This window comes from Streptomyces sp. NPDC002520, from assembly GCF_053595235.1.
The window spans coordinates 266,329-290,185 of the sequence record NZ_JBSFXG010000006.1 but is presented as its reverse complement, the minus strand read 5'-3'; the positions used below and the strand labels follow the sequence as shown (position 1 = coordinate 290,185).

The window sequence follows — 23,857 nt, the reverse complement described above, 5'->3', positions numbered from 1 at the left end:
GGCGCCGAGGATCTCCTGGAGGTCGGCGGCGGGGCCCGAGCCTCCTTCGCGGGTGAAGCGGACCGGTCCCTGGAAGGCACGGCCCATGGCGCGGGAGACACGGGGGTCAGGTCGTGGAGGTGGGGTCGCCCTGGCCGGGGCGGACGCGAGGCCCGACCCGGCCAGCGTTCCGCAGCCGCGGGTTGCTGGCAGTCAGCCCCCGGCCACCCAACGGGCCATGCCCTCGTAGGCGTCCAGCGCTTTCCCGTCGAACGGGCCCACGGCTTCGCGGAGTCTGTCACCGAGCTCCTGGTACAGGCGCGCGGCGGCGCGGTGATCGCCTCGCTCTCCGGACAGTTCCGCGAGCCTCGTCCACGTCTCGATGACTTCCTGGTGTGCGGGCCCGTACTCCTGCTGCAGGCCGTCCAGGTGCTCCTGCAGCACGGCGATCGGGTCCTCAGCGGTCAAGGTGCTTCCCTCCGGCGGGGTCGGGCTGGGCGTTCACGTGGTGTCCCCCCTTGTGCGCGGCCAGGCGTTTGGCGGCGGCCAGAGCGAGGCGGTTCGCGGCGGCGGTGGCCTCGTCCGACAGGCTGGTCACGCCGGTGACGATGAAGGGAAGCTCGCTGAGTTCTTCCAGGTCGGGCCAGATGACGATGTCCGGGATGCCGTGGGCGCGCAGGCCCTCGCGGACCTCGGCGAGCTGGTGCGGGTCGACGTCCTCGGGGACACGAGCCAGGACGAGCGTCGGCCCGGACTCGGCAAGGCCGTCGAACTGCCGCAGCAGCCAGTCGGTGACGGATGCCGGTTCGGCCAGACGCCGCACCACCTTGATGTCTTCGGCATCGAGATACGCGGCGGCGTCGTTTGCGTCCTCGCCGGGCTGGAGCCCGCGGTAGTTGCGCGCGCGGTTGCGGGTCGCCCACACCCTGGTGGCCGCTTCCCAGGTTTCCGGGTGGCGGCGGCGTCCCTCACGGTCGAGGAAGGTCAGGAAGTCGCGGCGCCAGCTGTTGAGATGGCCTGCTGTCAACTCATCGGGCAGCCGCGGCCAGTCGTCCGAGTCGAACAGGCCCTGCCCGTACTCGGACCACCATCGGTCAACGTTGCGTTCTCCCTCGACGTAGACCGCCGGGTCGTCGACCTGCTCGACCTCTTCGATCTCCGTACGGTCCTCGACGTAGGCGGCGAACATCCTGTCCAGGAATTGCAGAAGCCGGGCGGTGTCCTCGGTGTGTCCCCACAGCTCCGGCTGGTAGCGCACCAGGGCGAGGACGGTGTCGGCGTGCTCGACGAGGTGGCGCAGCTGGAAGGCTGCGCCGGCGTCCAGGACCACGGTGTCGTGTGTGCGGGAGGCTTCGGCGAGCAGTTCGCGGGCCCGCACAGGGTCGGACGGCAGCGTCATGGCGCGCAAGGCTCCGCCGCCGGGCAGGTCGTCAGCGACGTCGGTGAGCACTCCGGTGGGCGGGAGGTCGTCGCGCAGGAGGTAGGCGAGCCCTGTGGGGTTTTCGGCGCCGGCGCCGAGGAAGGCGACCCCTGTGCCGGTGCGGGCGAGCGCGTTGGCCAGGGCGAGGGCCGCGGTGGTGCAGCCCAGGCCCGCCTGCCCGCGGGAGGTGGTCACTGCGATGACGCCCCGGGCGGGGCCACCGATCGGGCCGACCGGGCGCGGCGCGATCCGCTGGGGCTTGGGCCCGTCCAGCTCCTGGCGGGTGGGCAGGCGTTCCGCCCACTCGGAGGAGCCGGCCGCCTGCAGGGCGATGCGGCGCAGTGCCCGGCTCCACAGGGCGCGCTCCTCGGGCGGCAGGCCATCGGCCAGGTACTTCCACGCCGCCTGTTCCCCGGCCTGTGGTGTGCCGGTGGTCCACAGTGGTTCGAGGCCGGCGTCCTTGGCCCACTGTTCGGCGGCCTCGAGGTCTCGGCGCCGGGCGCGCACGGTCAGGTGGGCGCGGTGGCCGGGACGGGCGAGGAGCAGAGTGTCGGTGCGGCCGGCTGGTGGGCGCACCCGCAGGCCGGCGACGCCGGCGATGCCCTCTTGGGTGCGTACCGGCAGGATGCGGGCCAGGAGTTGCGGAATGCGGTCGCGGTCGGGCCACAGGACGAGCCGGTCCACGTCCGGGGAGACCCCGCGCAGCCCGAAGTGCGCAGCGGTCTCGGTCTGTTCGGGCAGACGGGGGCGGGCGAGGCCGAGCATCACGGCGGCTTCGAGGAGTTGCTGCTGGGGGTCGGTGGCGTCGGGCACGAGTCCGAAGTACAGGCCCCTGGCCTGGTAGAAGGCGTGGGCGGCCTGGCGCGGCTCGCCTGTGTACTGCTGGCGCAGCAGGACGTTCTGTCCGTCCCTGGACATAAGGGGAATCCGTTCCGCGGCACGACTGCCCGGACCGGCGCGCCGACAGACGCAAGGTGGAAGTCTCACAACTGACGTGGCGCCTCGCCTCTTCCCGCCGCTGCTGCATCGGTGGGTCCGGGCCACGGGATGCGGACGGGGGCAGCAGTTCCTGCCCTGGGGACACCATAGCGGTTGCTTCCACAGCGCGAAGGGCGCCTTGGGCCACACAGCAATGTGTCGCCCGGGCCCGCCCGTCAGCGTCCCGAGCACCGGCTCGTCGCGCAAATGTCGGTGGCGTTGGCGCTTCTCACCTCGGCCGCGGGCCGTTCAGCGAGCGATCACAGCACCAGGGCGCTGCTCCCCACCCGTACGCCGACACAACACCCACGCAACGCGTATAACTTGACCTTTGGGTGGGTGTGGGGGCAGACTCGCTTGCGTTGCCGATGCCCTTGGGAGATTCCTTGCCCTGCCCGCTGCCCATCCCTTTCCCCCCGGTTTCACCGGCCTCTGTGAGGCGGAACCGGGTATGACGCCGGTCACGGGAGACCGCCGGAAGACCTCCGCGGCGCCGTCAGTGGAGAGCGCCGAGGCCTTCGACTACCTCACCGGCTCCGCGCTGGCGAGGCTCAACGACGGCGAGAAGGTGCGCCAGTGGATCGGGCGGGTGCTGGCCCACCAGTACGGCATCCACCCGGCCGACATGGAGAGCGATTTCGCGATCTCCGTGGTGGACGAGGCGACCGGCCGCACCTCCCGCCGTCGCGCGAGCATCGCGGTCTTCGAGGAGGGCAAGCCCCACGAGGCGGGCAACATCCGCCGGCTCGTTGTCACCAAGCCCCGCCCCAAGGCCGCCCGCGCCTCCTCCAGGAGCCGTACCGGCGCCGAGTCCAAGGACCAGGTCGAAGAGGTCGCCGCGCTGATGCGCGGGGCCGGCCCGCAGTGCACGTACGGGCTGTGGGCGGACGGCCAGGACATCCACTTCATCCACCGCGTCATGTCCTCGTCCCAGGTGACGTACGTGCCGATGCCGTCCTGGCCCCGCAGCGACGCCCCCGGAGCCGTTTCCTCACCGGACATCGCGCGGCCGAGCGAGGCGACCATGCTCGGGTTCGCCTTCCGCCGCTGCTTCGGCTACCTCCACGCCAACGAGGGTCTGTCCAGGGACGCCGCTTTCTGGCAGTTCCTGTACGTCCTGTTCGCCAAGGCCCATGACGAGCGCCTGGTGAGGGATCAGAGGCGAGCGGCCCGTTTCTCCCTCGGAGCCAACGGCCCCGCCGCAGAAGAGCCGGGTCGTTCCGGCGTCGCCGCCCGGATCGGCGAACTCTTCGAGGAGGCGAAGGCGTTCCACGCCGATCAGGGGCTGTTCGGGGATCAGGACCGGCTCACTCTCGGTGAGGGTGCTCTGGCCTTCATCGTCGGCGAGCTGGCAGCGTGCAGCATCCTCGGCTCGTCACCGGACGCGCTCGGCGCCGCCTACCAGGAACTGGCGGGCGATTGTCTGCGAGGTGACCACGGCCAGTTCTTCACGCCGTCCAGTGCCGTGCGGCTCATGGTCGAGATCCTCGACCCGGCGGAGAACGAGACCGTTCTCGACCCGTCTTGCGGCACGGGCGGGTTCCTGAGCGAGAGCCTGCTGTACGCGCTGCACAAGTGGGAGGCGTCCGAGGACACCGAGGTCCTCACCGCTCGGGAGCAGACCCGGCTCGAGATCTCCCGCCGGCTCCGGCTTCGCGAGTACGCACGCGACCGGGTCTTCGGAGCGGACATCGATCCCGCCCTGGCCCGCGCAGCGGCGTTCGGCGTGATGATGCTCAGCGACGTGGCGGGCAACACCTTCCAGATGGACTCCCTCGGCTTCCCCTGGGAGGGCAGCCTGCCTGGTGTGGAGCGGGCCCGGCAGCATCTCCGCCGCATCGGACCCGGCACGGTCGACGTGCTGTTGACCAACCCTCCCTACGGTGCCGACATTCCGGTGACGGGACCGGTCCTGGACCTGTTCCGCGAAGACCCTGCGGAGCTCACCAGGGAGAAGCCGAGCGTCGCCTACACCTGGACCCGCTCGAAGGACGGCAGGCTCCGGCGCGGGATGCCGGCGTCCTCGGTCGCCCCGGAGCGGCTGTTTGTGCAGAAGGCCATCGAGTGGGTGCGGCCCGGCGGCCGCATCGGCATGGTGCTGCCCAATGGCATGCTGTCCAACCCGGGCCCGGACGACGAGGCCGTACGCCAGTACATCCTCAGCGAGTGCTGGCTGATGGCCAGTATCGAACTCCCCGTAGAGGCCTTCGTCGTGGGAGCCGGCGTCAACGTCCTCACCACAATGCTCTTTCTGCGGAAGAAGACCGATGCGGAGAAGGCCGAGGACCTGGCGAACGGCCCGGTCGACTATCCGCTGTTCATGGCCGTCGCCGAGAAGGTCGGCCACGACCGGCGCGGCAACCCGCTGTTCGTACGGGACGCCCGAGGGGACGTCGTCGTGCGGGAGTACGAAGAGGCGGAGGACATCGTCGTCAGCAACGTCACGGTTCGGCGCGCCCGCACACTGCGCACCCGGATCCTGGACGACGACCTGATGTCCTTGCGGGAACGGCCCGGAGGCCACGACCGGCCGAGTGTCATCACCGAGTACCTCAAGTTCGTTCACCTGCACGCCGGTGAGCTGCCCTGGAACACGCCGCCGAGGCAGTGAAGGGCACAGGGCGGCGACCGGACCTGGGACCTCGTCCGGCGTTCCGTGACCGACCGCGTTCCAGCTCCTCATCACCGTCCTGCGGAACATGCCGCAGCTGGAACTGGCGTGGTCCGCAGGGACCCTGGCCGCCAGCATGCCGCGGCAGCGAGCGCCGCCGAGGATGCTCTGTCCGCTGATCCCCTCGCGCAGGACCGGCAACGCTCTCGCCCGCGGGTGCTCGCGTCACGACGTTCGGCTGCATGAGTGCGGGCCGGCCACGGGTGAGCGCGCATCGGCATCGGTGCCGGGCTGCGGCCGAAGCACCGCCGACTGACAGCAGCAGCGCGGCCGGCACGGCTCCCGGCGCCATCACGAGTGAGTTTGCGGTCGTGTGCCGCAGGTCTGAGCTGCGACAGAAGGCTTCGGCCGGACATGTGCAAGCGACCCTGCTCGGCGCGGTCTTGAGGCCCGAGAGGCGGGGTTCTGGCGGCTCTGGTGAGGCCTGGGCCGCCCACCCAACAATTTTTTTCTCTATTTCTTGACGTCATGCAGTTTTGTGTGCGATCATATTTCTTGACGGCGTTAAGTGTTAGGGGAGAACATGGCGAACAAGAAAGACCTGGAGAAGCTGCGCGAGCGGATCGCGAAGAGCGGCTACCGCGTCAAGCGGACAAAGAAGAACCACTGGATGGTGTTCCGGCCCGTCGAGAACGAGGAGGCCCCCAAGCCCGGCAAGGAGGCCGACGAGGAGACCGTCAAGTGGGTGTTCGTCACGACGCTGCCGAGCACGCCCAGCGAGTACCGGGGCCTGAAGAACGCCAAGGCTGATCTGAAGCGAGCCGGGTTCACTGACTTCTGAGCGGCCGGGTGGCGCCGGGGGTGACCCCGGCGCCCGGGCCGGTCGCAGCGCCGTCACCGCAGAAGGAGAGAAGAGGACCAATGACTCAGTTCAGCGTGTACGTGGAGTTCACCGACTCCGGCACCACGCCCGAGGCCTTCGTCGACATCGCCGAAGACCTGACCGCGTACGGAGGGACCGCCGGCACCGCGCCCAACGGCAACCTGTCCATCCGCCTGTTCGTCGAGAGCGACAGCGCCGTCGACGCCGGCAACCGGGGCGTGGAGTACGCCCAGGGCGCCGCGATGAAGCAGGGTATCCATCCCGCCGTCGTCGGGATCGAGGTGATGACCGAGGCGGAGTTCGACCGCCGGCTCGCCGAGCCGCTCGTCCCCGAACTCGCCGGCGTCGCCGAGGCCGCAGACATCATCCAGGTGTCGCGGACCCGGGTGAGCCAGCTGCTGGACGCCGGCGACCTCAAGCCGCATCACCTCCAGACCCTGGCCTCCGGCCCGGTTTTCAGCGCCGACGGCCTGCGCCGCTACGCCGTCACTGAGCACAACCGCACCCGCGGCGTACGCCTGACTCCCCTCGCGCTCTCCCCCGCGGAGCGGGCTCTGCTGGAGGTCCTGGCCGCGTCCGCGGCCAAGACGACCGTGCCGGCGACCACCGAGGAGCACCAGCTCGCCGCGGCCGCCATCGAGAGCGTGGCCGACGCGGGCCAGGTCCGCCTGCACTGGCAGCCGGCCAGCTCCGACCTCGCCGGCGCCCTCGACGTGCTGGCTGGCCACAAGCTGATCCGCACACGCGGCGTGTTCCGCAAGGAAGCGGATGCCGGCCACGAGGACGACCTGGTCGTCACGGTGCTCAACAAGGGCCACCGCCACGCCGGCACCGCCGCCCAGGCCGCCGACGCCGAGCAGGACGAGGTCCGCTGACCGCGGCCGCAGACGGCCTCGACACCCTCGGAAGGGGGAGCAGCATGCGCACGTACCGGTACGAGATCCATGTGCCCGGCCAGGACGGCACGGCCGTGGTCGAGCACGGCAAGCAGCAGCACGGCGACGCCCACAGCCTGGGCCGGCTCGTCCTTGCGATCTGGAAGGAGCACAACTCGCCACAGGATCCCGCCGGCAAGGCCCTGGTCAGGGTGTGGGGCGAGCAGGGCGTGTTCGTCGAGCTCGACGACACGGCTCAGCCGGCACCGATGACGGCCATCCTCGAGTACTACCTCGAGGAGAAGATGATCGCCGACTTCAAGCTGCGCCGGCAGATGCGTGTCGTCCACGGCGACGGACTCCTGGACACCGGGGAGATCGTCCACCGCACGCGCCACGCGCTGCAGGCCCATGACGTCGAGGCCGTCCTCGACCCGGCAGCGGCGCCGGATTCCTGGCCGTGGGCCACCGTGCCCTCACCCGCCGACACGGAGGTGACCGCATGACCACCGCTGCGTCAGAGCTGCACCTGGCCGTCCTCGACCATCGCAAGGTGGCCTTCTTCGAACAGGCCCACGCCCAGCACCTCGTCGACCAGTGGAACAAGGCCCACGCCGGTGTGATCGCCCGGGACCGCGCCGAGGGCCTGCACGACGCCGCCGACCGGTTCACCGGGAAGGTGGAGACCTGCGAGCGGGCCCACTGGGAGCGGTTCGGGCCCGGAGGGTTGTCCGCGGTGTGGGACCGGGTGCCGCAGCAGCAGCGCATCTACTCCCGCAGCGCGACGTTCGTCGGGTTCGCCTCCCGCCGCCAACTGAACGAGTTCGGGCCCGGCTGGATGCCCGTATGGGAGTTCATGAGCACCTTCACCGACCGGCCGGCAGTGACCCAGATCGACATGCGCGCCCGCGGCACGGTGACCCTCAGCGTGCACGGACTCGAGCAGCAGGCGGTCAACACAGCGTTCACGGCCGCGGTCGCCGGCATCCAGTCCAACCCGAACCGGGACGACCACCTGGACGCCGGCATGGTCCTTCTGGTGTTGCGCGGCATCGCCGAGGATGCGCCCTGGCGGTACATCACGTCCGAGCTGCACTTCCACACCGACGTACGGGCCGCGATCGCCTGCGGACTTGTGCAGGAGGAGGGCATCCGGCTCAGCCTGACCGACGCCGGCCGCGCCTTGCTCGACCGGGCACTGGCGAGGTTCCCGGACCCCTGGACCACGCAGGGAGACGTGCCGCCCGCCCTTGCGGACCTTGCGGCCGAGCTCACCGCCCGGTACCCGCTCGCTGCTGACGCAGCCACATGAGGACGACAGCCGATCCCGCGCGTCGATGCCAGGGCGCGCCGCCCGGGCATCCTGACAGGCAACTCGAACTCCGAAAGGAAGCGACGTGAGCGCAATCGCCGGCCCGCTCAGTGAGGTGGTCCTGCTGGCGGGAGCTCTGCTCGTACTGAACGGCATGATGCTCCGCAAGCCGGCGCAGCTGGTCTCCGGGACCGTGTGCGCCCTGATGGGCTTCGACGGCAGCCTCCTGCTGGGACCCGGCGGCGGCTGGTTCCCCGCGGTGACGGAGTGGACGTTCATGCTCTGGGTCATCGCCGCGGACGCCGTCGTCGCGATCATCATCGCAAGGAGCCGGGCGGGCCAGGCAGCGCGCGACGCCGGGACGAGCACGCGACGTCTGCCGGAGGGGGACTCCAAGCGTCCGCCCCGCTGACCAAGTACACCGCCAACGCCGACCGCAACCACCCGGCACTGCCTGGAATTTCACCCAGCAGCCTCGCATCCACCTGGTCCACTGGGTCGGCTCGCTTCTCTACGCCACATCCGTACCGGCCTGGCTCTTCGCGCTGCCCCTCAGGTCGCGCCGAAGCCGACGTGGCAGCCGGCCGTGCCCATCTCCGGCCTGTCGACCTGCCTGCGGCTGAGTGAACCCGCCGCCGTACGCCCCCTCAAGCAACCGATTCGATCTGAAGGGACCCCATGTCCAGCTCCGTCCTCGATCCGCACCTCACCTGGCGGTTCTCCGAGCCGCCCTCGGCCACGGTGAACCACCCCGAGAAGGAGACGCACGGCTGGGACTGCCAGGCCCCCGGCTGCCAGGCCGGACAGAGCCGGTACCACGATGCCCGCGATGCAGCGGAAGACGCCGACATCCATGAGCGCACCGAGGCCATGGCACTCTTCGAGCCGGGCGCCCTGGTGGTCTTCGTCGGGCCCGGAGCTGCAGGAAAGTCCCGCTTCGCCAGTGCCTTCCCCGCCGACTGGGTGGTCAGCCTGGACGAACTGCGCAGGCGCCTGACCGGCGACGCCGGCAACCAGACGGTGACACCGCAGGCTGTCCAGATCCAGGACCTGCTGGTGGAGACCCGGCTGAAGTACGCCGAGACCACCGTCCTGGACTCCACCAACGTGGAGGCCGCCGTCCGTGCCCGGCTGGTCGAGCGTGCCCGGCGATGGGGCAGGCCAGTGGTCGCTGTCGTGTTCGTCACCGCCTTTGATGTCTGCCTGCTGCGCAACTCCAAGCGGCCGGCCAACCGGCGGGTGCCGGACGAGGAGCTGAAGCGGCAGTTCGAGCTGACGACGTTGTCTCTGCCGCTTCTGGCCGGCGAGGGGTTCACCGACGTCCGTACGATCGGCGCCGGCTGGCGTACCGGCCTGGCTCTGGCCTGAGAGGAATTCGACCGTGCCGCCAGTAGCCAAGAACGAGTAGCGAACGGCTCCCCGCTGAGCATGGCCGTCGGCCGCGGCAGGCCCCTGTGCCGGACGCAGTGCACCGGGACTCCTCATGCGCCGCCCCGTATGACCCGCTGGGCGGACATGAGCGCCACACACCACCCCACAGTAACGCGTATAGCTTGACCATGCCCGGCTGTGCGGGTAAATTAGTGAAGACAAAGAGATGTGATGAGACATCCCGCGACAGTGAGGAGCTCCACAAGTGAGTGACGGTATGCAGCCGGCCGAGGCTCTGGTCGTCGTCGACCCGGACCTGGATGCGGATCTGGCACGGCTCATCCGCACGACCGCACCCGAGCACTTGCCCAGCCCTGCGCCTGAGTCGCTGGCCGCGCCGTGGACCGGAGCAATGGACGCCTTCGGCGAACCGATGGCGATGACCGGCACGATGCTGATCCCCTTTGGACTGTTGGCGGGGGGCGTATGGGTCGCGGTGGCGCCCCTCGCGACCGTGGCGGTGGTCGGCGCGGTCGCCGTGCCCAAGATCCGCAAGCTCGCTCAGCAGCGCACCGACGTGGAGCGCTTGGGAGCCGTTCGCCAGCGGTACATCCTGACGTCGGAACTGATCGACGAGGCCGCTCAGTTGCTCGTGCGCGCGGTCCGCGCCTCCGAGCAGATCATGGACTCTGCGGTGCATCTGCTCGACTTGGTCGACTCGGCGCGCAACGCGACCGGGCTGCCTGTCGAACAGTGGGAGATCGCTGTGACCCTGCGCTCCTACAGCCGTCTGTCTGCGAACGAACCGGCATACCCGGCCGGGAACGACGCCCGCGAAGTTCTCAGTGCACGGCGTCAGGCCATGGCCATCAGCCTCACCAGCATCCAGCAGCGCGTCGAGGCGCTGGAGGCCTACGCCGCCCGGACCCGGGAGGCCGATCGGCGGCTTCGCGAGCTGCAGCAGATCGAGCACCTGGCGCAGGACAACGAGGCTGTGCTCGACCTGGTCGCCCGGACGGCGCGGGACGAACACGCCATCGCCGACCTGCAGTCCAGGCAGGGCCTCCAGCACGTCGACGAGCACCTCGATACGGCACTGTCCGCCGCACGCGAGGCCGCGGTGATCGCCCTGCCGCCGTCGGCCGTCGGTGCGGACTGCGACCGCCATGCCCCGGACGTCACGGTGCACGGCGAGGTCGTCTGATGGAGCAGCCGCTGACGCGGGCCGACGTGCCCGGAATGCTGGTCGTCGCCCTGGAGCTGGCTACGGCCGGTTCAGGGCGGCTGGCCCCGGCGCACCTGCGCACCAGCGACGTCCAGATCGTCTCCGACTACATCGGGGCCGCCGACGTCGAGCGGCAGCCGTACGGCAGCGCCTGGAAGTGGAAGTGCCCGGCCTGCGACGCCTGGGAATTCGGGCCGACCATGCCGATCGAGGAGGCCGTGCAGACCTGGCTGCACGGCGGCCGGCTGCCACCCGGCGCTCTGCTTGCCGGAGCGTGCCTGGCCTGCGAGCACACCACGGATCCGACCGGCCTGGACATCGTCGACCCCAATGACGTCGCCGACTACCTCAAGACCAAGGGGAGCTGGCCCATGTACCCACTCCCCCACACGACCACGCCCTGACAGGGACCGAAGGGACCACGCCCGTGGATCTGTTGAAGGACAACGACATCAGCGACCTGCAGGGGTGCATGGTCGACGGCTACACGCCCGAGGACATCAACCGGGTGTTCGGGCGCCTTGAGGACACGTTCGGCGTTCGGCTCGTGTGCGTGTGGGACTACTTCGACGCCTTCGGCTACGGCGGCAACTCACAGTTCTACGTGGTCGGCGACGACGGCCGTCTCCACGAGTCGGCCGGCGACCTGTACACGTGGCTCAACTTCGATCCGGCGGCCGACGAGGCGCCGAGTTCTCCTGGGACTCCCGACAGCTGGCGTGGTGCACCGGCTGATCTGGCGGAGCCGGAGGGGGACGACGGTTTCTACAACATCGCGTTGGAGAACCGGGACTGACCACTTGGGTCGCTCGCGGTCGGCGGGATACTGAGAGCGGGGCGGAGCCACCACCATTGGCTCCGCCCCGCTCTTTCGCCCCGGGGAGCTCGGGGCAAGAGGTCAGGTCAGCTTCCAGTCGGCGTACTGGCGTCGCGCAGGCTCCGGGGAGTCGTAGATCTCTGAGGTCTCGTGGTAGTCGCCTTCACCGTTGGACATGCCGCCTTCGTCGCCCCAGACCTCCCACAGGGACTTCACGCCGCCCGGTGTGGTGAAGTCGTGCCGTCGCAGCGCCTTGGACGAACCCCACTGATATCCGCGGTGACTTGCCTGGTCGATTTCGTGCAGGTGGTGCTCCGTGGCGTCCAGCAGCGCCGACCACGCGGCGCGGGGAACGTCCGTGCGGCTGCCGGTGACCAGGTCCAGGGCGGCCACCGCACCAGCTGGCAGGGACTGGGGACGGTGCGCCGTCTTCCGCTCTGCTCCCCGGCTCGGATAGATGGCCATCCACGTACCCACGAGCAGGGCGCCGTCGTCCCACAGTGACCAGCTGTCCGTGACGTGCACGGGCTGGACGCCGGATACCACTTTCACCCCGCCCGGCTTCCACCGGGCGGGGAAGAGTGCCAGCCATGCCCGGGCGATCTCGGGGTCGGACGTCACGTCGGCGGTGTAGGGCCAGTGCGGCCGTTCGGCCTCAACGAAGATGCGGCCGGCGTCGTCGGGGATGTGCGGCGGCTGCGCCTGCACGATTTCCTCGATGTCCGTGAACCCGGCCGCGCGCCGCTGGTGGGCTGCGCTGTAGCTCAGGCCGGCGTCGGCAAGCCGCGCCGCGTCCGCCGGAGCAAACCCCGGCACGGCGTACTGCTGCCAGGCCTCCCACCCTGCGGCCTCCCACTCCTGCCACGGGCGGGCCGTCAGCACGGTGGCGTCCTCGGCAGTGCGAAGCGAGAAACCGCCGAGCTTGCTCTTGGCGTCGTCCACGCTCCAGCCGGCCTGGATCAGCACTCGGGCGGCGTCCTCGCCGAAGCCTTCGCTGGCCCAGGTCGGCGTCTCGAATTCGGCACGCAGCTCGGTCACGAGGGCAGCGCGTTCGTCAGTGAGCGGGTAGCGGACGGCGATGTAGGACCCGGCGTTGCTCGCCTCCCAGTTGTCGCCGTCCGCTCCGTTGTAGATCAGGAGCCAGGCTTCGTCCCGCGCCTCGTTGATACGGATCTCGTCGTCGGGCCAGAAGTGGTCGATCCCGCGCTGCAGTTCTGCTCCGTAGGGGATCTTCACCGTGTCCTGCAGCCGCACCTCGTCGGCAGGGGGGACGACTCCGTCGGGCAGGGGTGCGCGTGTACCGAAGAGGGCACGGCGGCGCCGGTGCAGTTCGGTGCGGCGGGCCTCTACGTCCTCCTGCGCCAGGATGTCCGCGGCTTCCTCAGCGGTGGCGGGCCTGACGTGGATCACGAAGAGCCAGCCGTCCTCACCGATGAGTTCGGTGGGCTGGTCTCCGTCCTCGTCGCGGCAGTAGACGGGCGGGTCCTCGGACGTCGTGGTGACGATCGCGGAGATCTGATGCTCGTCGATCCGGCGGTAGCCGGGCGTGTCTGTGGGGAATGGGCGTTGCTCGTCCTCCCACAGCTCTGCGCGCAATACGGTGCCCGGCGGTGCCCACTGTTTCGGTCGTGGCCTGACCGGGCTAACTTCGGCCCGCGTGATCGTCCAGCCCTGAGAATCCATGGAACGTCCTTTCCGGTGGCGGCTGTCATGATGGCGTCCCCCTCTGACAGCGCCCCGTGACCAGCAGGGCGGCGTCGTTCACAGACTCCGCCGCTTGGTGACAGGTGGGCGCTGTCGCAATGCCGGCATCGATGGGCGCCTCCTCAGGCTCACCGGGGTCCGGACGGCGCCGTGCACACCCCGGCCCCTGGAGTCGGCCTTGATCTGCGATGCTGCTCCGTTAGGTCTGGTGGTCTGGAGCGGTTGGTGACGGCCGTGGTTGAGGATCTGAATCGCTGAGGGGGGAGCCATGGACGCCAACGGTGGGGAGTTTCCGCCGGGGTTCGACCGGGAGTTCGTTACCCAGGGGGGACATCGCGGCTACTTCGGCAGGAATGTGCTGAGGGGGCTCGTGGACGGCATGGAAGCCTTCTTGGAGGAAAAGCGCCGTACTCCGGGATTCCGCAGCATGGGGCCGGCGGCGTTGTGCGGCTTCCTGTGGCTCGATGACCCCGAACTGGCCGACTGTCTCGCGCGGTTCTCCAGCGTGTGCGTCGTCGTCTCCAAACAAGGTCGCAGCGAACGGGACGTGGCGAAGCTGGCCAAGCTGAAGCCCCTCGCGGATGGCGACAACGGGATGCTGGCCCGCGCCTTCGCTGAGCTCACCGGCCTGGACTGGCGCGAGGAGGGCCACGCCAAGGTGGTGGGGCCGGGAGCTCCGATGCCCGACCTGGTGATCCCGCCGGTGCGGACGATCGGCTTCCGCCGCAAGGGCCCGATGGTGCCCATTCTCCATACGAAAATCGTGCTGCTCGGCGAGATGTGGTGGCACGACGAGGACGGTTTGGGTGGGGTCGCCGATGTCGTCGGCTTCCGGCCGGAGCGGCTGTGGGTGGGCAGCGCCAACGGTACGCACAGGTCCAGGAGCAGCCTGGAGTTCGGGATGTGGCTCGACGACCCGCAGGCTCTCCAGGCTGCAGAGGCATTCCTGGTCCAGCTGATGGCGCACTCCGAAGCACTTGATCCGGATAGTGACGTGTTCGAGCCCGAACTACTGCCCGTGGATTTCGACGACGAGGCGTTCGCCGCCTACGCGGCGGAGTTCTCGCCTGAGGGGGACGAATCCGACGCATGAACAGGCACGACGTGGTGTGACTCGGCGGTGTACGTAGCGCGGCGCACATCTCTGACGCGATGCGGTCGACCCGCGCCGGTGCCACCGGGCGGGTCGACCGGCCTCGGTTACCAGCCGAGGGGCGTCTTGCCTGCTGCCACACGCAAGACCGGCGCTGCCCCGGCACCACCGGGCGGCAGCTGGACGCCGCCCGCCCTTGGCAGTGAGCGGTCGGCGCTGCCGGCTCTATGTCGTGAGCCGACTGTGCCGAAATCGTATCTGTGTGCGAGGCCGGGCGGGGTTACTGCGGCCCGCGGTTCGTGCGGCGCGGTAGGCCTGGGCGGCGTCGGCGGAGGGGCCGGGGACGGGCTGCCATGTGCCGTACGGCGCGCGGTAGGGGTACCAGCGTGCGTCGGGCCCGTACCGGAGCTGGATGCCGGCGGCGGCGTCGGTGAGCCAGTTGTCCTCGCACTCGATGCTGGCCGTGGCGGCGGGGCGCAGGGGCTGGATCTGGGCCTGGGCGTGGGCGAGGACGTCGTGGTCGACGGCGAACCGCTCGAGGTAGGCGGCGGCGCCGCCCGGGCCGCCGTGGGTGCAGGCGAGTTGGAGGTGGCCCATGCCGACGATGTCCAGGTCGAGATGCTCCATGGCGACTTGCCGGAACGCTGCGCCGTGCGGCAGGGAGATGAACCGGGCGAGGTCGCTGCCGATGTCGGGGCAGAGGACCGCCTCGTGCCCGTCGAGGAGGGTCCCGGCACGATGTGCGGCGTCCGCGGCCAGCGCTTTCAGGGCACCGGCGTCGGGCAGCGGCGCGGGAGGCGCGGGGAGTTGCCGGTTCAGTACGGGGAGCGCGCTGGTGAGGTCGAGGTCGACCGGGTCGGGGATCGGTGCTGTCGGCAGGGCGGGCGGGGCCGGCTGGGGGGACGCAACGTGGGCGGCCACGGGGCCGGGCGTCGGCGCGGTGGCCGGCCGGGGCTCCGATCCGGCCTTCTTCGTACGCAGTCGTTTCTTCAGGTGCTGGTGGGGGCGGCCGCGGAGCGTGAACAGCGGGGCGGGCGCGGTGCGGAGCCGGTCGGCGAGGAGGAGTCCGAGCGCGACGGAGTGCGCGCATGCGGAGGTGGCGGCCTCGGGGGTGCAGGTGCAGGTGTGCGCGATGTCGTGCGGCGCGGGGACGAGCGGGATGCCGCCGGTGTGGGCGGGGTCGGCGAGCTGATCGCTGATGGCGGAGGTGGCGGCGACGTCGACGGCGTCCGGGCGCGCGGTAATCGTCTCCTCGATGCGGTCCCATTCCTGGGCCGAGAGGGTGGTGACGTTCAGGCGAGGCCGGGCGACGCGTCCGTCTCGCTGCGGGAACTTGGTGGTGGCGAAGCCCTGGTTGACGTTGAGCGGGCCGGCGCTGCCGGTGGCGATCAGACGCCGTGCGGCGTTCACGAGGGTGGTGTCGCCGGCGGCCTCGGTGAGGGCTGCGGTCAGGGCGTCGGACCATCCGGCGGTGGTGTGCTGGACGCTCATCGGCCCTCTCCCAGGCGTACGAGGTCGGCGAGTTCGCGGTCGGTGAGCTGGGTCAGGGCCTCATCGCCGCTGGTCAGGACGGCGGAGGCCAGGTCCCGTTTGCGGGTGAGGAGTTCGTCGATGCGGTCCTCGACCGTGTGCTCGGTCATCAGGCGGTGCACCGTGACGGTCTTGTGCTGGCCGATGCGATGAGCGCGGTCGGTGGCCTGGTCCTCGATGGCGGCATTCCAGCTGCGGTCGAAATGGATGACGTGGGCGGCGCGGGTGAGGGTCAGGCCGGTCCCGGCTGCCTTGAGGGACAGGATCATCACGGGGTGCTGGCCTGCCTGGAAGGCGTCGACCATGCGTTGCCGCTCGGGCAGGGAGGTGCCGCCGTGGAGGAAGAGCGGGTCGTGGCCGAGGTGGCCGAGGTGGGCGGTCAGCAGGCGGCCCATGGCGACGTAGCTGGTGAAGATGAGCGCGGCCTCCTCGCGCAGACGGATGGCCGCCAGCAGCTCGGTCAGGGCTGTGGTCTTGGCCGAGCGGGCGGTGAAGGCCGCCGCCTCGCCGTTACTGGGCGGCTGTTCGCGCAGGTAGTGGGCCGGGTGGTTGGTGATTTTCTTCAGCGCGGTCAGCAGCTTGAAGACCAGGCCGTTGCGCTCGATGCCGCGGGTGGTGGCGATCTGCTGGAGGGTTTCGCGTACGAGGGCTTCGTAGAGGCTGGCCTGTTCGGTCGTCAGCTGCACCAAGCGCGGTTGGTCGATCTTCGCGGGGAGTTCCGGGGCGATGCCGGGATCCGTCTTGCGGCGCCGGAGCAGGAACGGGGCGATGATCCGGCCGAGTTCGGCGGCTTCGGCGGATGCCGGGTCTTTCTCGGCGGCGTTCGCCCAGCGCGACCGGAAGGACTTCAGCGTCCCGAACAGGGAGGGGTTGGCCCAGTCCAGCAGCGCCCACAGCTCGGAGAGGTTGTTCTCCACGGGGGTGCCGGTCAGCGCCAGGCGGGTGGTGGAGGGCAGGGCGCGCAGCTGCCGGGCGGTGGCGGAGGTGTGGTTCTTCGCGTGCTGGGCTTCGTCGGCGATGACCAGCGCCCAGTGGCGGGAGGCGAGGCGGGCCTGGTCGCGGCGCAGCACGCCGTAGGTGGTGACGACGAGCGTGGTGTCGGTGACGGCGTCGAGGGTGCGGCCGGAGCCGTGGTAGGGGATGACGGGCAGGCCGGGGGTGAAGCGGGCGGCCTCGCGGCACCAGGTGGTGACCAGGGACGCCGGGCAGATCACCAGGGTCGGGCCGGGAGTGTGCTGCTGGTGGTGCAGGGTGAACGCGAGCGCGGTGAGGGTCTTGCCCAGGCCCATGTCGTCGGCGAGGACCGCGCCGAACCCGAGGCGTGTGGTGTGGGCGAGCCAGGTGAGTGCCCGCTGCTGGTAGCCGCGCAGCCTGGCGCGCAGCCCGGCGGGGGCGGGCACCGGGTCGTGGTGGTGCTCGCCCTGGCGCAGCACACCGATCATGTCGGCGAGCGCTCCAGCCGGCTGGCAGGGCACGACGTCGTCGGCGATGGTGAGGGTGCCGGACAAGGCGGCGGTCAGCGCTTGCGTTCCGGGCAGCTGTCCCAGCAGACGGTGGCGGGCCCGGCGGCGCAGGACCGGGTCGGCCAGCACCCACTGCCCGCGGATGCGGACAAGGGGCCGGGCGGCTTCGGCGAGGGCGTCCATCTCCTCTTCGGTGAGCGCCGCCCCGTCCAGAGCGAGTTGCCATCGGAAGTCGAGCAGCGCCGTCACGCTGAACCGCGGCCGCTCCCCCGCTCCCGTTGTCCGGCTGGTGCGCTGTTCGTCGTCCCCGGGTTCGGTTCCGATGATGGCGGCCGACGACAGGGCGGTGCGCAGCCGCTCGGGCCACACCACCCGTACGCCGGCTGGGGCGAGCTCGTCCTCCTGCTCGAGCAGGACTTCGACGGCGCCGGCGTACAGGGTGCAGCGCTGCGGGTTCTCCTCGGCGGCCAGCGCGGCCAGGACCGGGCACCGCCGGGCGGCGCGGCGCAGTGCCCTTTGAACGCGCGGCCGCAGTTCGGCGGCGTCCGCGCCGTCCAGTCGGGCGGCTCCCGACCACACCGTGGCTGCGGCCACCTCGTCGTCGGCGCCGGGAGCCGAGCCCGCGGGGGCAAGGTGCAGGTCGGCGGTGAGCCGTCCGGCGGCGGCCTGGTCGTCGCCGGGCGGCTGAACGCGCAGGACCAGCAGCGGGGCCGGGCCGCCGTCGACGATGTCCTCTACCCGGTCCAGCCATCCGCGGACCGAGCGCTGGGCCTCGGCGTCCACCGGCTCCGGGGCGGGTGCCGTCCACGGGCCGGCGCCGACCGCGGCGGCGGCCGGGGTGCGCATCAGCGCGTCGGCCAGGGCGTCGCACGCCGCGGCGAGGACCTGGCGGGGCGGCATGGCGGAGGGCCCGGCCCCGGGTGGCGCGGCGGCGGCAAGAGCTGTCAGCGCGTCCTCGGCGACCTGCGGGAGCGGGCCCGCCCGCCATACCGGACGGTCCTCGGTGTCGAGGGCGGGATAGATGAGCCGAGCGCGGACGAGCTGCAGGGCGATGTGCACGGCCCGCTGCCAGAACACCGCCGACGCACTCGCCTCGGACCGGGCCCGGTGCAAGGCGGGCAGGCCTGCCGCGAGCGGCACCCACCAGCCCGCGGCGCCTCCCTGGTGTCCGGCGGTCAGCGGGGCGGGCAGGTCGGCCATCGGCAGAGCATGCAGGCCGCTGTCCTGCACCCACCACGCCGCCCTCTCGCCTGCGCCGGGGGGCACGAACTGCACCGGACAGCCGGAGGTGACGGCTTTGGTCAGCAGGGTCTGCGCGGTGCGGTCCCCTACGTCCAGCGACGGGCGGGCCGCGGCGGGCGCTTGGGCCGGCGCGGGCACCACCGCGGCGGGCGCGGGTGCCGGGCCCGCAGCGCGCGGAGGGTTCCCGGCGGGCCGGGTCGCGGCGCCGGTGGGGGTGGTGTCGATGGCGCTGAGCTTGCGCAGGAGCTTCAGCGCCGCGGCGCGGCGTGCGGTGATCTTGTCCGGGCCGACCGCCGTGGCCTTGACCTCGGCGCCGGTCGCCTGGTGACGGCAGGAGTAGGTGCACTCCACGCGCGAACCCATCGTGCGCAGGCGCGCTTCGGGTTTGGTGATGGCATCCCGCTGGTGGTGTTTGTTGAGGTACTTGACCGGGTCCTGGCCCTGCGCGGGGATCGTGATCCGGATGGTGTCGGCCGGCTTGTCCTCGACCTGGACGGCGGGCTCCGGCAGACCGGCCAGCTCGGCGAGCAGGGCGCACGCGGCGAAGTGCCGGGCCATCTTGCGTGAGTTGGCGGATCGGACCGGGCCGGTCCGTGTCCCTGCCGTCTGCAGCTGCGCTCGCACCTGGTGGCGGCCGGCCGCGTCGACGGGCTCCTCCTCGAAGGACAGGCCGCCGTCCTCGCCGTGGTGTTCGGCGTACCAGTGCAGCAGCCGGGCCGGTGCCGGGGGCATCGCCGCCGCGCGCTGAAGTGCCGCTGTCCGTACGGACCTCCAGGCCTGTCCTCGGGCGACGAGGATCAGCAGATACATGTCGCGGTGGCGTAGGCGTCCCTCCCGCGCGCGGCGCATGGCCTCTTCTGTCAGCTCCTCGCTGGGCTCCTGTCCCGTCTCCAGGACCCGGAGCAGGTGCTGCTCGAAGACCTCCGACAGCATGCCCGGCAGGACCGGGCGCGGCGGGTCGCCGTCGTGGTCCGGCTCCTCGCCGGGCACCGCGACGCCGGCGAGGCGCGCGAGCAGGGCGAGTGCGGCACGGTCCCTGGCCTCGCGGCTGGTGCGAGCCCGTTGGGCGGGGCCGGTGACCTGAGCGCCGGCAGGGCCGATCACGGCGGCGACACAGACGTGCGCGCCCGTGCCGGCTCCGCCCGGTGCCTGCTCCGGCTCTGCGAAGTGCGGGGGCGGCCACACCTCGATCTGGGTGTGCATGATCAGCAGCTGCCGGGCCTGTTCCGGGTTGCCGGCGAGGACGTCGATCACGGCGCGCCGTGCCGGAGCCCAGCCGGCGGCATTCGACGTCGCCAGCAGCACGAGCCGCATGTCGCGAAGGGTGAGCAGGCCGGCGTGGCAGCGCCGTTCTGCCTCCTGTGCCATCGCGTCGTCGCACGCCGGTGATCCGGCGAGTTTCGTCAGCGCCTCGTGCCACTGGTCGGCGTCGAGCGCCGCTGGGTCCGGGCTCGTGTGCGTCGCCTCGGTTTCCAGACCGGCTGTAGCCGTAGAACCCACTCCCGCTCCCCTATGTGCCGGCCCTGCGCGGCTGCGCCGACCGGTCGTCACTGCCAGCGATGTCTCCGCCACAGTAAGGGAGGTCACCGACACAGCCCCGGTCCGTCGCGCTGTGCGCCGGCTGCTGTGGCGGGGGTCATGGGGTGGGTGCGGGGGCCGGGATCCATCCGGGTTCCGGGTCGGTGGGGTGGGTCAGGACGGTGGTGAGGTGGTCGGCGGTGGTGTAGGGGATGCGGGGGTCGGCGAGGAACGCGGCCGGCTCGATGGTGCGGGTGACCATCAACGGCAGCACCCGCCAGGGGCGTTCGGCATCGACCCCGCAGGCGGCCGCCGCGTGGGCCGCGTACTGGGTGACGGTGGCGGCCTTGGCGAGCAGTTTGTCCCGGTAGCGGGTGGTGAACTTCTTGATGTGCTGCTGCAGGGCGTGGACCGCGACGGCCCGGGTGGGGTTCTTCGCCTCGATCACCCAGAGGCGGCCGGTATCGGGGTCGGCGACCAGGAGGTCGATCTCGCCGGTCAGGCCGGGGACGCCGAGCTGAGCGGCGGTCTTCTCCAGGAGGCGGAAGCGGTGCGGCAGGCCTGCGGCGCGGGCGGCTTCGCGTACGTCGGACTCCAGGCGCTGGTCGAGTTGCTGGCGGTGGCGGGTGAGGGCTTTGTCGACGGGGTCGGGAAGTTCGGGGTGCGGGAGGCGTCCGTCGTCGAGACAGGCCGCGTAGGCCTCGCGGGCGGCGTGGGCGAGCCAGGGCAGGACGAGGAGGTCCTCGCCGTGGGCGATGAGGGGGTGGGTCAGGGGGCGGGTGCGGCGTTCGACCTCGGTGTAGGCGTGCTCGGTGGTGCTGGCCGCGTTGCCGGGGTGCAGGCGCAGTCGGTCGACGGCGGCGCGGAGGTGGTCGGCGGGCAGGCCGGCCCAGGCGGCGGCTTCGGCGACCAGCGCCTCGGTGGTGACGGTGGCGGTGCCGTCGGGACCGGCGAGCCAGTCGGAGGCGGTCAGGAGGATGGCGCCGAGCGCGTCCAGGCCGCATCCCCAGTGCTGGCGTAGGAGCCGGTCAGCCTGGGCGAGTTGGCTGCGGGCCGGGAGTTCGGGTGGAGTGAAGGGGATTTCGGTGCGTGCCGGTGAAGGGTTCAGGACGGCGGCCGCATCGAGGAGTTCCGGCTCGGCGGCCATGGCTGCCGTGATCATGCGCTGCTGGCGGGCGCGGTGGTAGGCGTCGGCGTCGAACCCGAGGTGCGCACCGCCCGGGGCCGCGTCCGTGTGCGCGGTGGTGAGGGTGAAGATGCCGGTGGAGTGGATCTCCAGGCTCACGTCGTACAGGCGGCGGGCGGCGGCGACCGCGGTGAAGCCGCTGTCGAGGACGAGTTCGGCGAGCGCGACGAGCTCGGCGACGGCGAGGACGTCGACGGGCCGGTGGCCGGCGGGTGCGGTAATGAGGGCCTGCTGCAGAAGCAACTGCAGGGCGGGGGTGGCGGAGTGGGCGTGCCGGCGCCGGGCCTCGGCGGTCCAGTTCGCGGCCCACGGGGCGGCGAGGTTGACCGCGGCCTCGGTGAGCGAGCGGGTGCGGTGCGACCAGGCGGCATTCAGCTGCCGGGCGAGTTCGCCGAGCAGAGCGGGCTGGTGGGTGCTGATCTGATCGGCGAGTTCACGCTCCAGCGCGTGCAGGAGCCGCTCGGCGGGCCCGCCGGGGCGGCAGGCGTCGGCACCGCTCCATCTGCCGGCCGGAACGTGGGCGCGGCGCAGGGCTGCGGCTGCGGTGCGCAGGGCGCGGACGTGCAGGTGAGGGGTGCGCGGCAGGGTATAGGCGGGGGCAGTGGCGGGCCAGGAGCTCGTGGCGCCCATGCGCAGGACGGGATGGGCGGTGTTCCAGGCGTTGGCGAAGGTGTCCGCGTCGGTGCCGGGCTGGGCGCCTCGGCCGGTACGGACCTGGGTGATGAGGTCGTGGACGAGCATGCCAAGGATGTCGTGTCCCCGCTCTCCGTCGCCGGTGAACGCGGCGAGCAGGTGCGGGTCGATGACAATGCCGATCCGCGCGGCGCTGGGGTCTGCTCCGGCGCGCACCAGTAGCCGCTCCCCCGCTTCTTCGTCGTCTGCCGAGGTCTTTGCGGTGGCGGGTGGCTGGTGGGGCTGGTCGGTGACGGTCACCTCGATGACGAGGGGCGTGCCGTCGGGGAGCGTGGCGTGCGCGGTGACGGGCGCGAGGGTGGTCAGGGTGATGCGCAGGGAGTCGGCGAAGGCGCCCATGCCGCTGCCATCGAGCAGGGCGCCGGGGTGGTGGGAGGGGACAGCGACGATCGCCACCGGGGGGACGGTGGAGGTGCGGATCAGCAGCGTGCCGCCGTCACCGTGGTGCTCGAGGTCGGTGTGCGTGCCGCTGGCTCCGGCCTCCGGCGGGGTGCGCCGGGCGTGCCTGAACTCCCGTACGCCGGGCAGGCCGGCGGCGGTCAGGACGCGGTCGGTGGCCGCGTGATCGGCGGCGCGCTCCCAGACCTCGTCGTGCGGGGCGGCGGGGATGTAGACGACGTCGTCGCTGTCGGGGCCGGGCAGCAGCAGGGTGGCGTGGTGGTGCCAGGCGGTCCAGGCGTCGAGGGCGTCGTCGTAGGCCACGCCGTGCACGCCGGGGTGCTCGGTGAGCTCCAGGAGGAACAGCGCCGCGAGCGTGGGATCGCCGTCGGCAGCGTGCAGGATCTCGGCGAGTTCCTCGACGTGGAGGAGGACGGTGTCGCGGATCAGCTCGCGTCCCAGGAAGCGGGGCCCGCCGTAGACAACGAGGCGGCCGCGGCCGGGCGGGGTGTCGGCGAGGGCGGCGCGGCCTTCCTCGACGCGGGCACCGAGCTGGCCGTCGGCCAGCGCGCTGACGACGGCGATGTCGTAACGGTGGGTGGGCGAGGTCAGCCGGCACACGGGGCCGGGGCGGGCGGGGATGTGGTCCAGGCCGAGGAGCTGGGCGAGCCGGGAGACGGTCAGCTCCTGCAACCTGGTCTCGGCCGCGGGCAGTTGGTCCGGCGGCAGGAGGCCGAGCAGGCGTCCGGCGGCCGGGGCGAGGGCGTCGGTGGCCGCGCCGGCGGGGACGGGCAGGCGGCGGCCGTGCGCGGTGAGGGCCAGGACCGGGCCGAGCAGGGGGGCGTCGGGGTGGTAGCGCAGCGGCAGGTCTTTGACCTTCCGGGTCAGCCACGCGAGGGCGCGGGCGGCGCGCTCGGGGTGCTGGCAGGCGGGGACCAGGTCGTTCGGGTCGGCCGTGGCGATCGCGGTGGCGGCCTCGACCTCGGCCGGGGTGAGGTGGCAGGCGACCTGCTCCTCGGTGTCCCCGGTGACGGGTTCGGGCCACACGGGGCTGAGGGCGCTCAGGGCCCGGTCGGTCAGACGCAGGGCCAGCTCGAGGACGTCGCCGATCCCGAACCCGGTGGCTGTGCCCAGGGGTTCGTCGATGGCCAGGGCCGTCAGCTGCAGGCTGCGCAGCACGAGGAGGGGGTGGGCGAGCTGGCCGGGGTGGACGAGCAGATGCTCGCCGGCGAGGTGATGGCGTACTCCTGGGCGCAGGTCGCTGGGGTGGCGGTCGGTGACGACGCCGCGGCCGGGTGCGGCACGCACGACGGCTTCGACCAGGTGGGGCAGGTCCTCGGCGCCGGCGGATGTACCGGTGCGGGGCGGGGTGCGCAGGACGCGGGTGAGCATCAGCAGCAGGTGGTCGGCGAGGCGTTGGCAGTCCGGCGAGGTGAGCGCGGCCTGGAGCAGCACGATCAGGGAGTAGGTGTCGTAGGAGGCCAGGGCGCGGTCGAGCACCTTCCACTCCACGCGGCGGTGGGCGGCTGAGGTGGCGGGCGTCTTCGAGGGCATGGTGCGCTTCCTGGTCTCATACCGG

At 71.5% G+C, this 23,857-nt stretch carries 17 protein-coding genes and 1 pseudogene; 11 read left to right on the top strand and 7 right to left on the bottom strand.

What is annotated here, in order from left to right; all coding sequences use genetic code 11:
* The 3 genes and pseudogenes from ACWD5D_RS12535 to ACWD5D_RS12525 all read right to left on the bottom strand — a co-directional run.
* A pseudogene (locus ACWD5D_RS12535) lies at window positions 1–189 on the bottom strand (hypothetical protein); the annotation flags it as partial.
* Between the two features lie 3 nt (window positions 190–192).
* Entirely contained in the window at window positions 193–447 is a 255-nt protein-coding gene (locus ACWD5D_RS12530) for a hypothetical protein (protein ID WP_450707289.1), read from the bottom strand.
* A complete protein-coding gene (locus ACWD5D_RS12525; protein ID WP_451372632.1) occupies window positions 437–2,317 on the bottom strand; it encodes a hypothetical protein in 1,881 nt (626 codons plus the stop codon). The genes ACWD5D_RS12530 and ACWD5D_RS12525 overlap by 11 nt, the downstream gene beginning before the upstream one ends.
* A 511-nt stretch (window positions 2,318–2,828) precedes the next feature.
* On the opposite strand from ACWD5D_RS12525, the gene mads2 reads away from it, so the two are divergent.
* From mads2 to ACWD5D_RS12475, 10 genes are all read left to right on the top strand, one after another.
* Window positions 2,829–4,988 carry a methylation-associated defense system DNA methyltransferase MAD2 gene (gene mads2 / locus ACWD5D_RS12520; RefSeq protein WP_451372631.1) on the top strand — a complete coding sequence of 720 codons (2,160 nt, stop codon included), beginning with the start codon at window positions 2,829–2,831 and terminating at the stop codon, window positions 4,986–4,988.
* Between the two features lie 583 nt (window positions 4,989–5,571).
* Window positions 5,572–5,829: a hypothetical protein gene (locus ACWD5D_RS12515; protein ID WP_351224595.1), complete on the top strand. Its 258-nt coding sequence runs from the start codon at window positions 5,572–5,574 to the stop codon at window positions 5,827–5,829.
* A gap of 80 nt (window positions 5,830–5,909) precedes the next feature.
* Window positions 5,910–6,746 (top strand): hypothetical protein, encoded by an 837-nt coding sequence (locus tag ACWD5D_RS12510; protein ID WP_450707292.1) that lies wholly within the window; start codon window positions 5,910–5,912, stop codon window positions 6,744–6,746.
* 44 nt (window positions 6,747–6,790) lie between these two features.
* A complete protein-coding gene (locus tag ACWD5D_RS12505; RefSeq protein ID WP_450707293.1) occupies window positions 6,791–7,252 on the top strand; it encodes a hypothetical protein in 462 nt (153 codons plus the stop codon).
* A complete protein-coding gene (locus ACWD5D_RS12500) occupies window positions 7,249–8,058 on the top strand; it encodes a hypothetical protein (protein WP_450707294.1) in 810 nt (269 codons plus the stop codon). The genes ACWD5D_RS12505 and ACWD5D_RS12500 overlap by 4 nt, the downstream gene beginning before the upstream one ends.
* Window positions 8,059–8,143: 85 nt before the next feature.
* Window positions 8,144–8,470 (top strand): hypothetical protein, encoded by a 327-nt coding sequence (locus ACWD5D_RS12495; protein ID WP_450707295.1) that lies wholly within the window; start codon window positions 8,144–8,146, stop codon window positions 8,468–8,470.
* Between the two features lie 266 nt (window positions 8,471–8,736).
* Complete coding sequence (locus tag ACWD5D_RS12490; protein ID WP_451372630.1) at window positions 8,737–9,426, top strand: AAA family ATPase; 690 nt, start codon at window positions 8,737–8,739, stop codon at window positions 9,424–9,426.
* Window positions 9,427–9,694: 268 nt separating this feature from the next.
* Window positions 9,695–10,633 (top strand): hypothetical protein, encoded by a 939-nt coding sequence (locus ACWD5D_RS12485; RefSeq protein ID WP_451372629.1) that lies wholly within the window; start codon window positions 9,695–9,697, stop codon window positions 10,631–10,633.
* Window positions 10,633–11,058: a hypothetical protein gene (locus ACWD5D_RS12480; RefSeq protein WP_450707298.1), complete on the top strand. Its 426-nt coding sequence runs from the start codon at window positions 10,633–10,635 to the stop codon at window positions 11,056–11,058. The genes ACWD5D_RS12485 and ACWD5D_RS12480 overlap by 1 nt, the downstream gene beginning before the upstream one ends.
* Window positions 11,059–11,081: 23 nt before the next feature.
* The gene (locus ACWD5D_RS12475; RefSeq protein ID WP_450707299.1) at window positions 11,082–11,450 is read left to right on the top strand and encodes a hypothetical protein; all 369 of its coding nucleotides are present in this window, start codon (window positions 11,082–11,084) and stop codon (window positions 11,448–11,450) included.
* Window positions 11,451–11,552: 102 nt separating this feature from the next.
* On the opposite strand, the gene ACWD5D_RS12470 is transcribed toward ACWD5D_RS12475, so the two are convergent.
* Window positions 11,553–13,067, bottom strand: a complete 1,515-nt coding sequence (locus ACWD5D_RS12470; protein ID WP_450707300.1) for a hypothetical protein — start codon at window positions 13,065–13,067, stop codon at window positions 11,553–11,555.
* Between the two features lie 376 nt (window positions 13,068–13,443).
* Between ACWD5D_RS12470 and ACWD5D_RS12465 the strand changes: the two genes are divergently transcribed.
* On the top strand, window positions 13,444–14,268 hold the full coding sequence (locus tag ACWD5D_RS12465) for a hypothetical protein (RefSeq protein ID WP_450707301.1): 825 nt from the start codon (window positions 13,444–13,446) through the stop codon (window positions 14,266–14,268).
* Window positions 14,269–14,493: 225 nt separating this feature from the next.
* Here the strand turns inward: ACWD5D_RS12465 and ACWD5D_RS12460 are convergent, their stop codons facing one another.
* From ACWD5D_RS12460 to ACWD5D_RS12450, 3 genes are all read right to left on the bottom strand, one after another.
* Window positions 14,494–15,759: a hypothetical protein gene (locus ACWD5D_RS12460; RefSeq protein ID WP_451372628.1), complete on the bottom strand. Its 1,266-nt coding sequence runs from the start codon at window positions 15,757–15,759 to the stop codon at window positions 14,494–14,496.
* The gene (locus tag ACWD5D_RS12455; protein ID WP_451372627.1) at window positions 15,756–20,003 is read right to left on the bottom strand and encodes an SNF2-related protein; all 4,248 of its coding nucleotides are present in this window, start codon (window positions 20,001–20,003) and stop codon (window positions 15,756–15,758) included. The genes ACWD5D_RS12460 and ACWD5D_RS12455 overlap by 4 nt, the downstream gene beginning before the upstream one ends.
* 136 nt (window positions 20,004–20,139) lie before the next feature.
* Complete coding sequence (locus ACWD5D_RS12450) at window positions 20,140–23,832, bottom strand: hypothetical protein (RefSeq protein WP_451372626.1); 3,693 nt, start codon at window positions 23,830–23,832, stop codon at window positions 20,140–20,142.
* Between the last annotated feature and the right edge of the window lie 25 nt (window positions 23,833–23,857).

Bases quoted from the DNA above. Each gene is read 5' to 3' on its own strand.
- ACWD5D_RS12490 (WP_451372630.1), top strand. From the start codon at position 8,737: ATGTCCAGCTCCGTCCTCGATCCGCACCTCACCTGGCGGTTCTCCGAG.
- ACWD5D_RS12500 (WP_450707294.1), top strand. From the start codon at position 7,249: ATGACCACCGCTGCGTCAGAGCTGCACCTGGCCGTCCTCGACCATCGC.
- ACWD5D_RS12460 (WP_451372628.1), bottom strand. From the start codon at position 15,759: ATGAGCGTCCAGCACACCACCGCCGGATGGTCCGACGCCCTGACCGCA.
- ACWD5D_RS12505 (WP_450707293.1), top strand. From the start codon at position 6,791: ATGCGCACGTACCGGTACGAGATCCATGTGCCCGGCCAGGACGGCACG.
- mads2 (WP_451372631.1), top strand. From the start codon at position 2,829: ATGACGCCGGTCACGGGAGACCGCCGGAAGACCTCCGCGGCGCCGTCA.
- ACWD5D_RS12525 (WP_451372632.1), bottom strand. From the start codon at position 2,317: ATGTCCAGGGACGGACAGAACGTCCTGCTGCGCCAGCAGTACACAGGC.
- ACWD5D_RS12510 (WP_450707292.1), top strand. From the start codon at position 5,910: ATGACTCAGTTCAGCGTGTACGTGGAGTTCACCGACTCCGGCACCACG.
- ACWD5D_RS12515 (WP_351224595.1), top strand. From the start codon at position 5,572: ATGGCGAACAAGAAAGACCTGGAGAAGCTGCGCGAGCGGATCGCGAAG.
- ACWD5D_RS12480 (WP_450707298.1), top strand. From the start codon at position 10,633: ATGGAGCAGCCGCTGACGCGGGCCGACGTGCCCGGAATGCTGGTCGTC.
- ACWD5D_RS12450 (WP_451372626.1), bottom strand. From the start codon at position 23,832: ATGCCCTCGAAGACGCCCGCCACCTCAGCCGCCCACCGCCGCGTGGAG.
- ACWD5D_RS12465 (WP_450707301.1), top strand. From the start codon at position 13,444: ATGGACGCCAACGGTGGGGAGTTTCCGCCGGGGTTCGACCGGGAGTTC.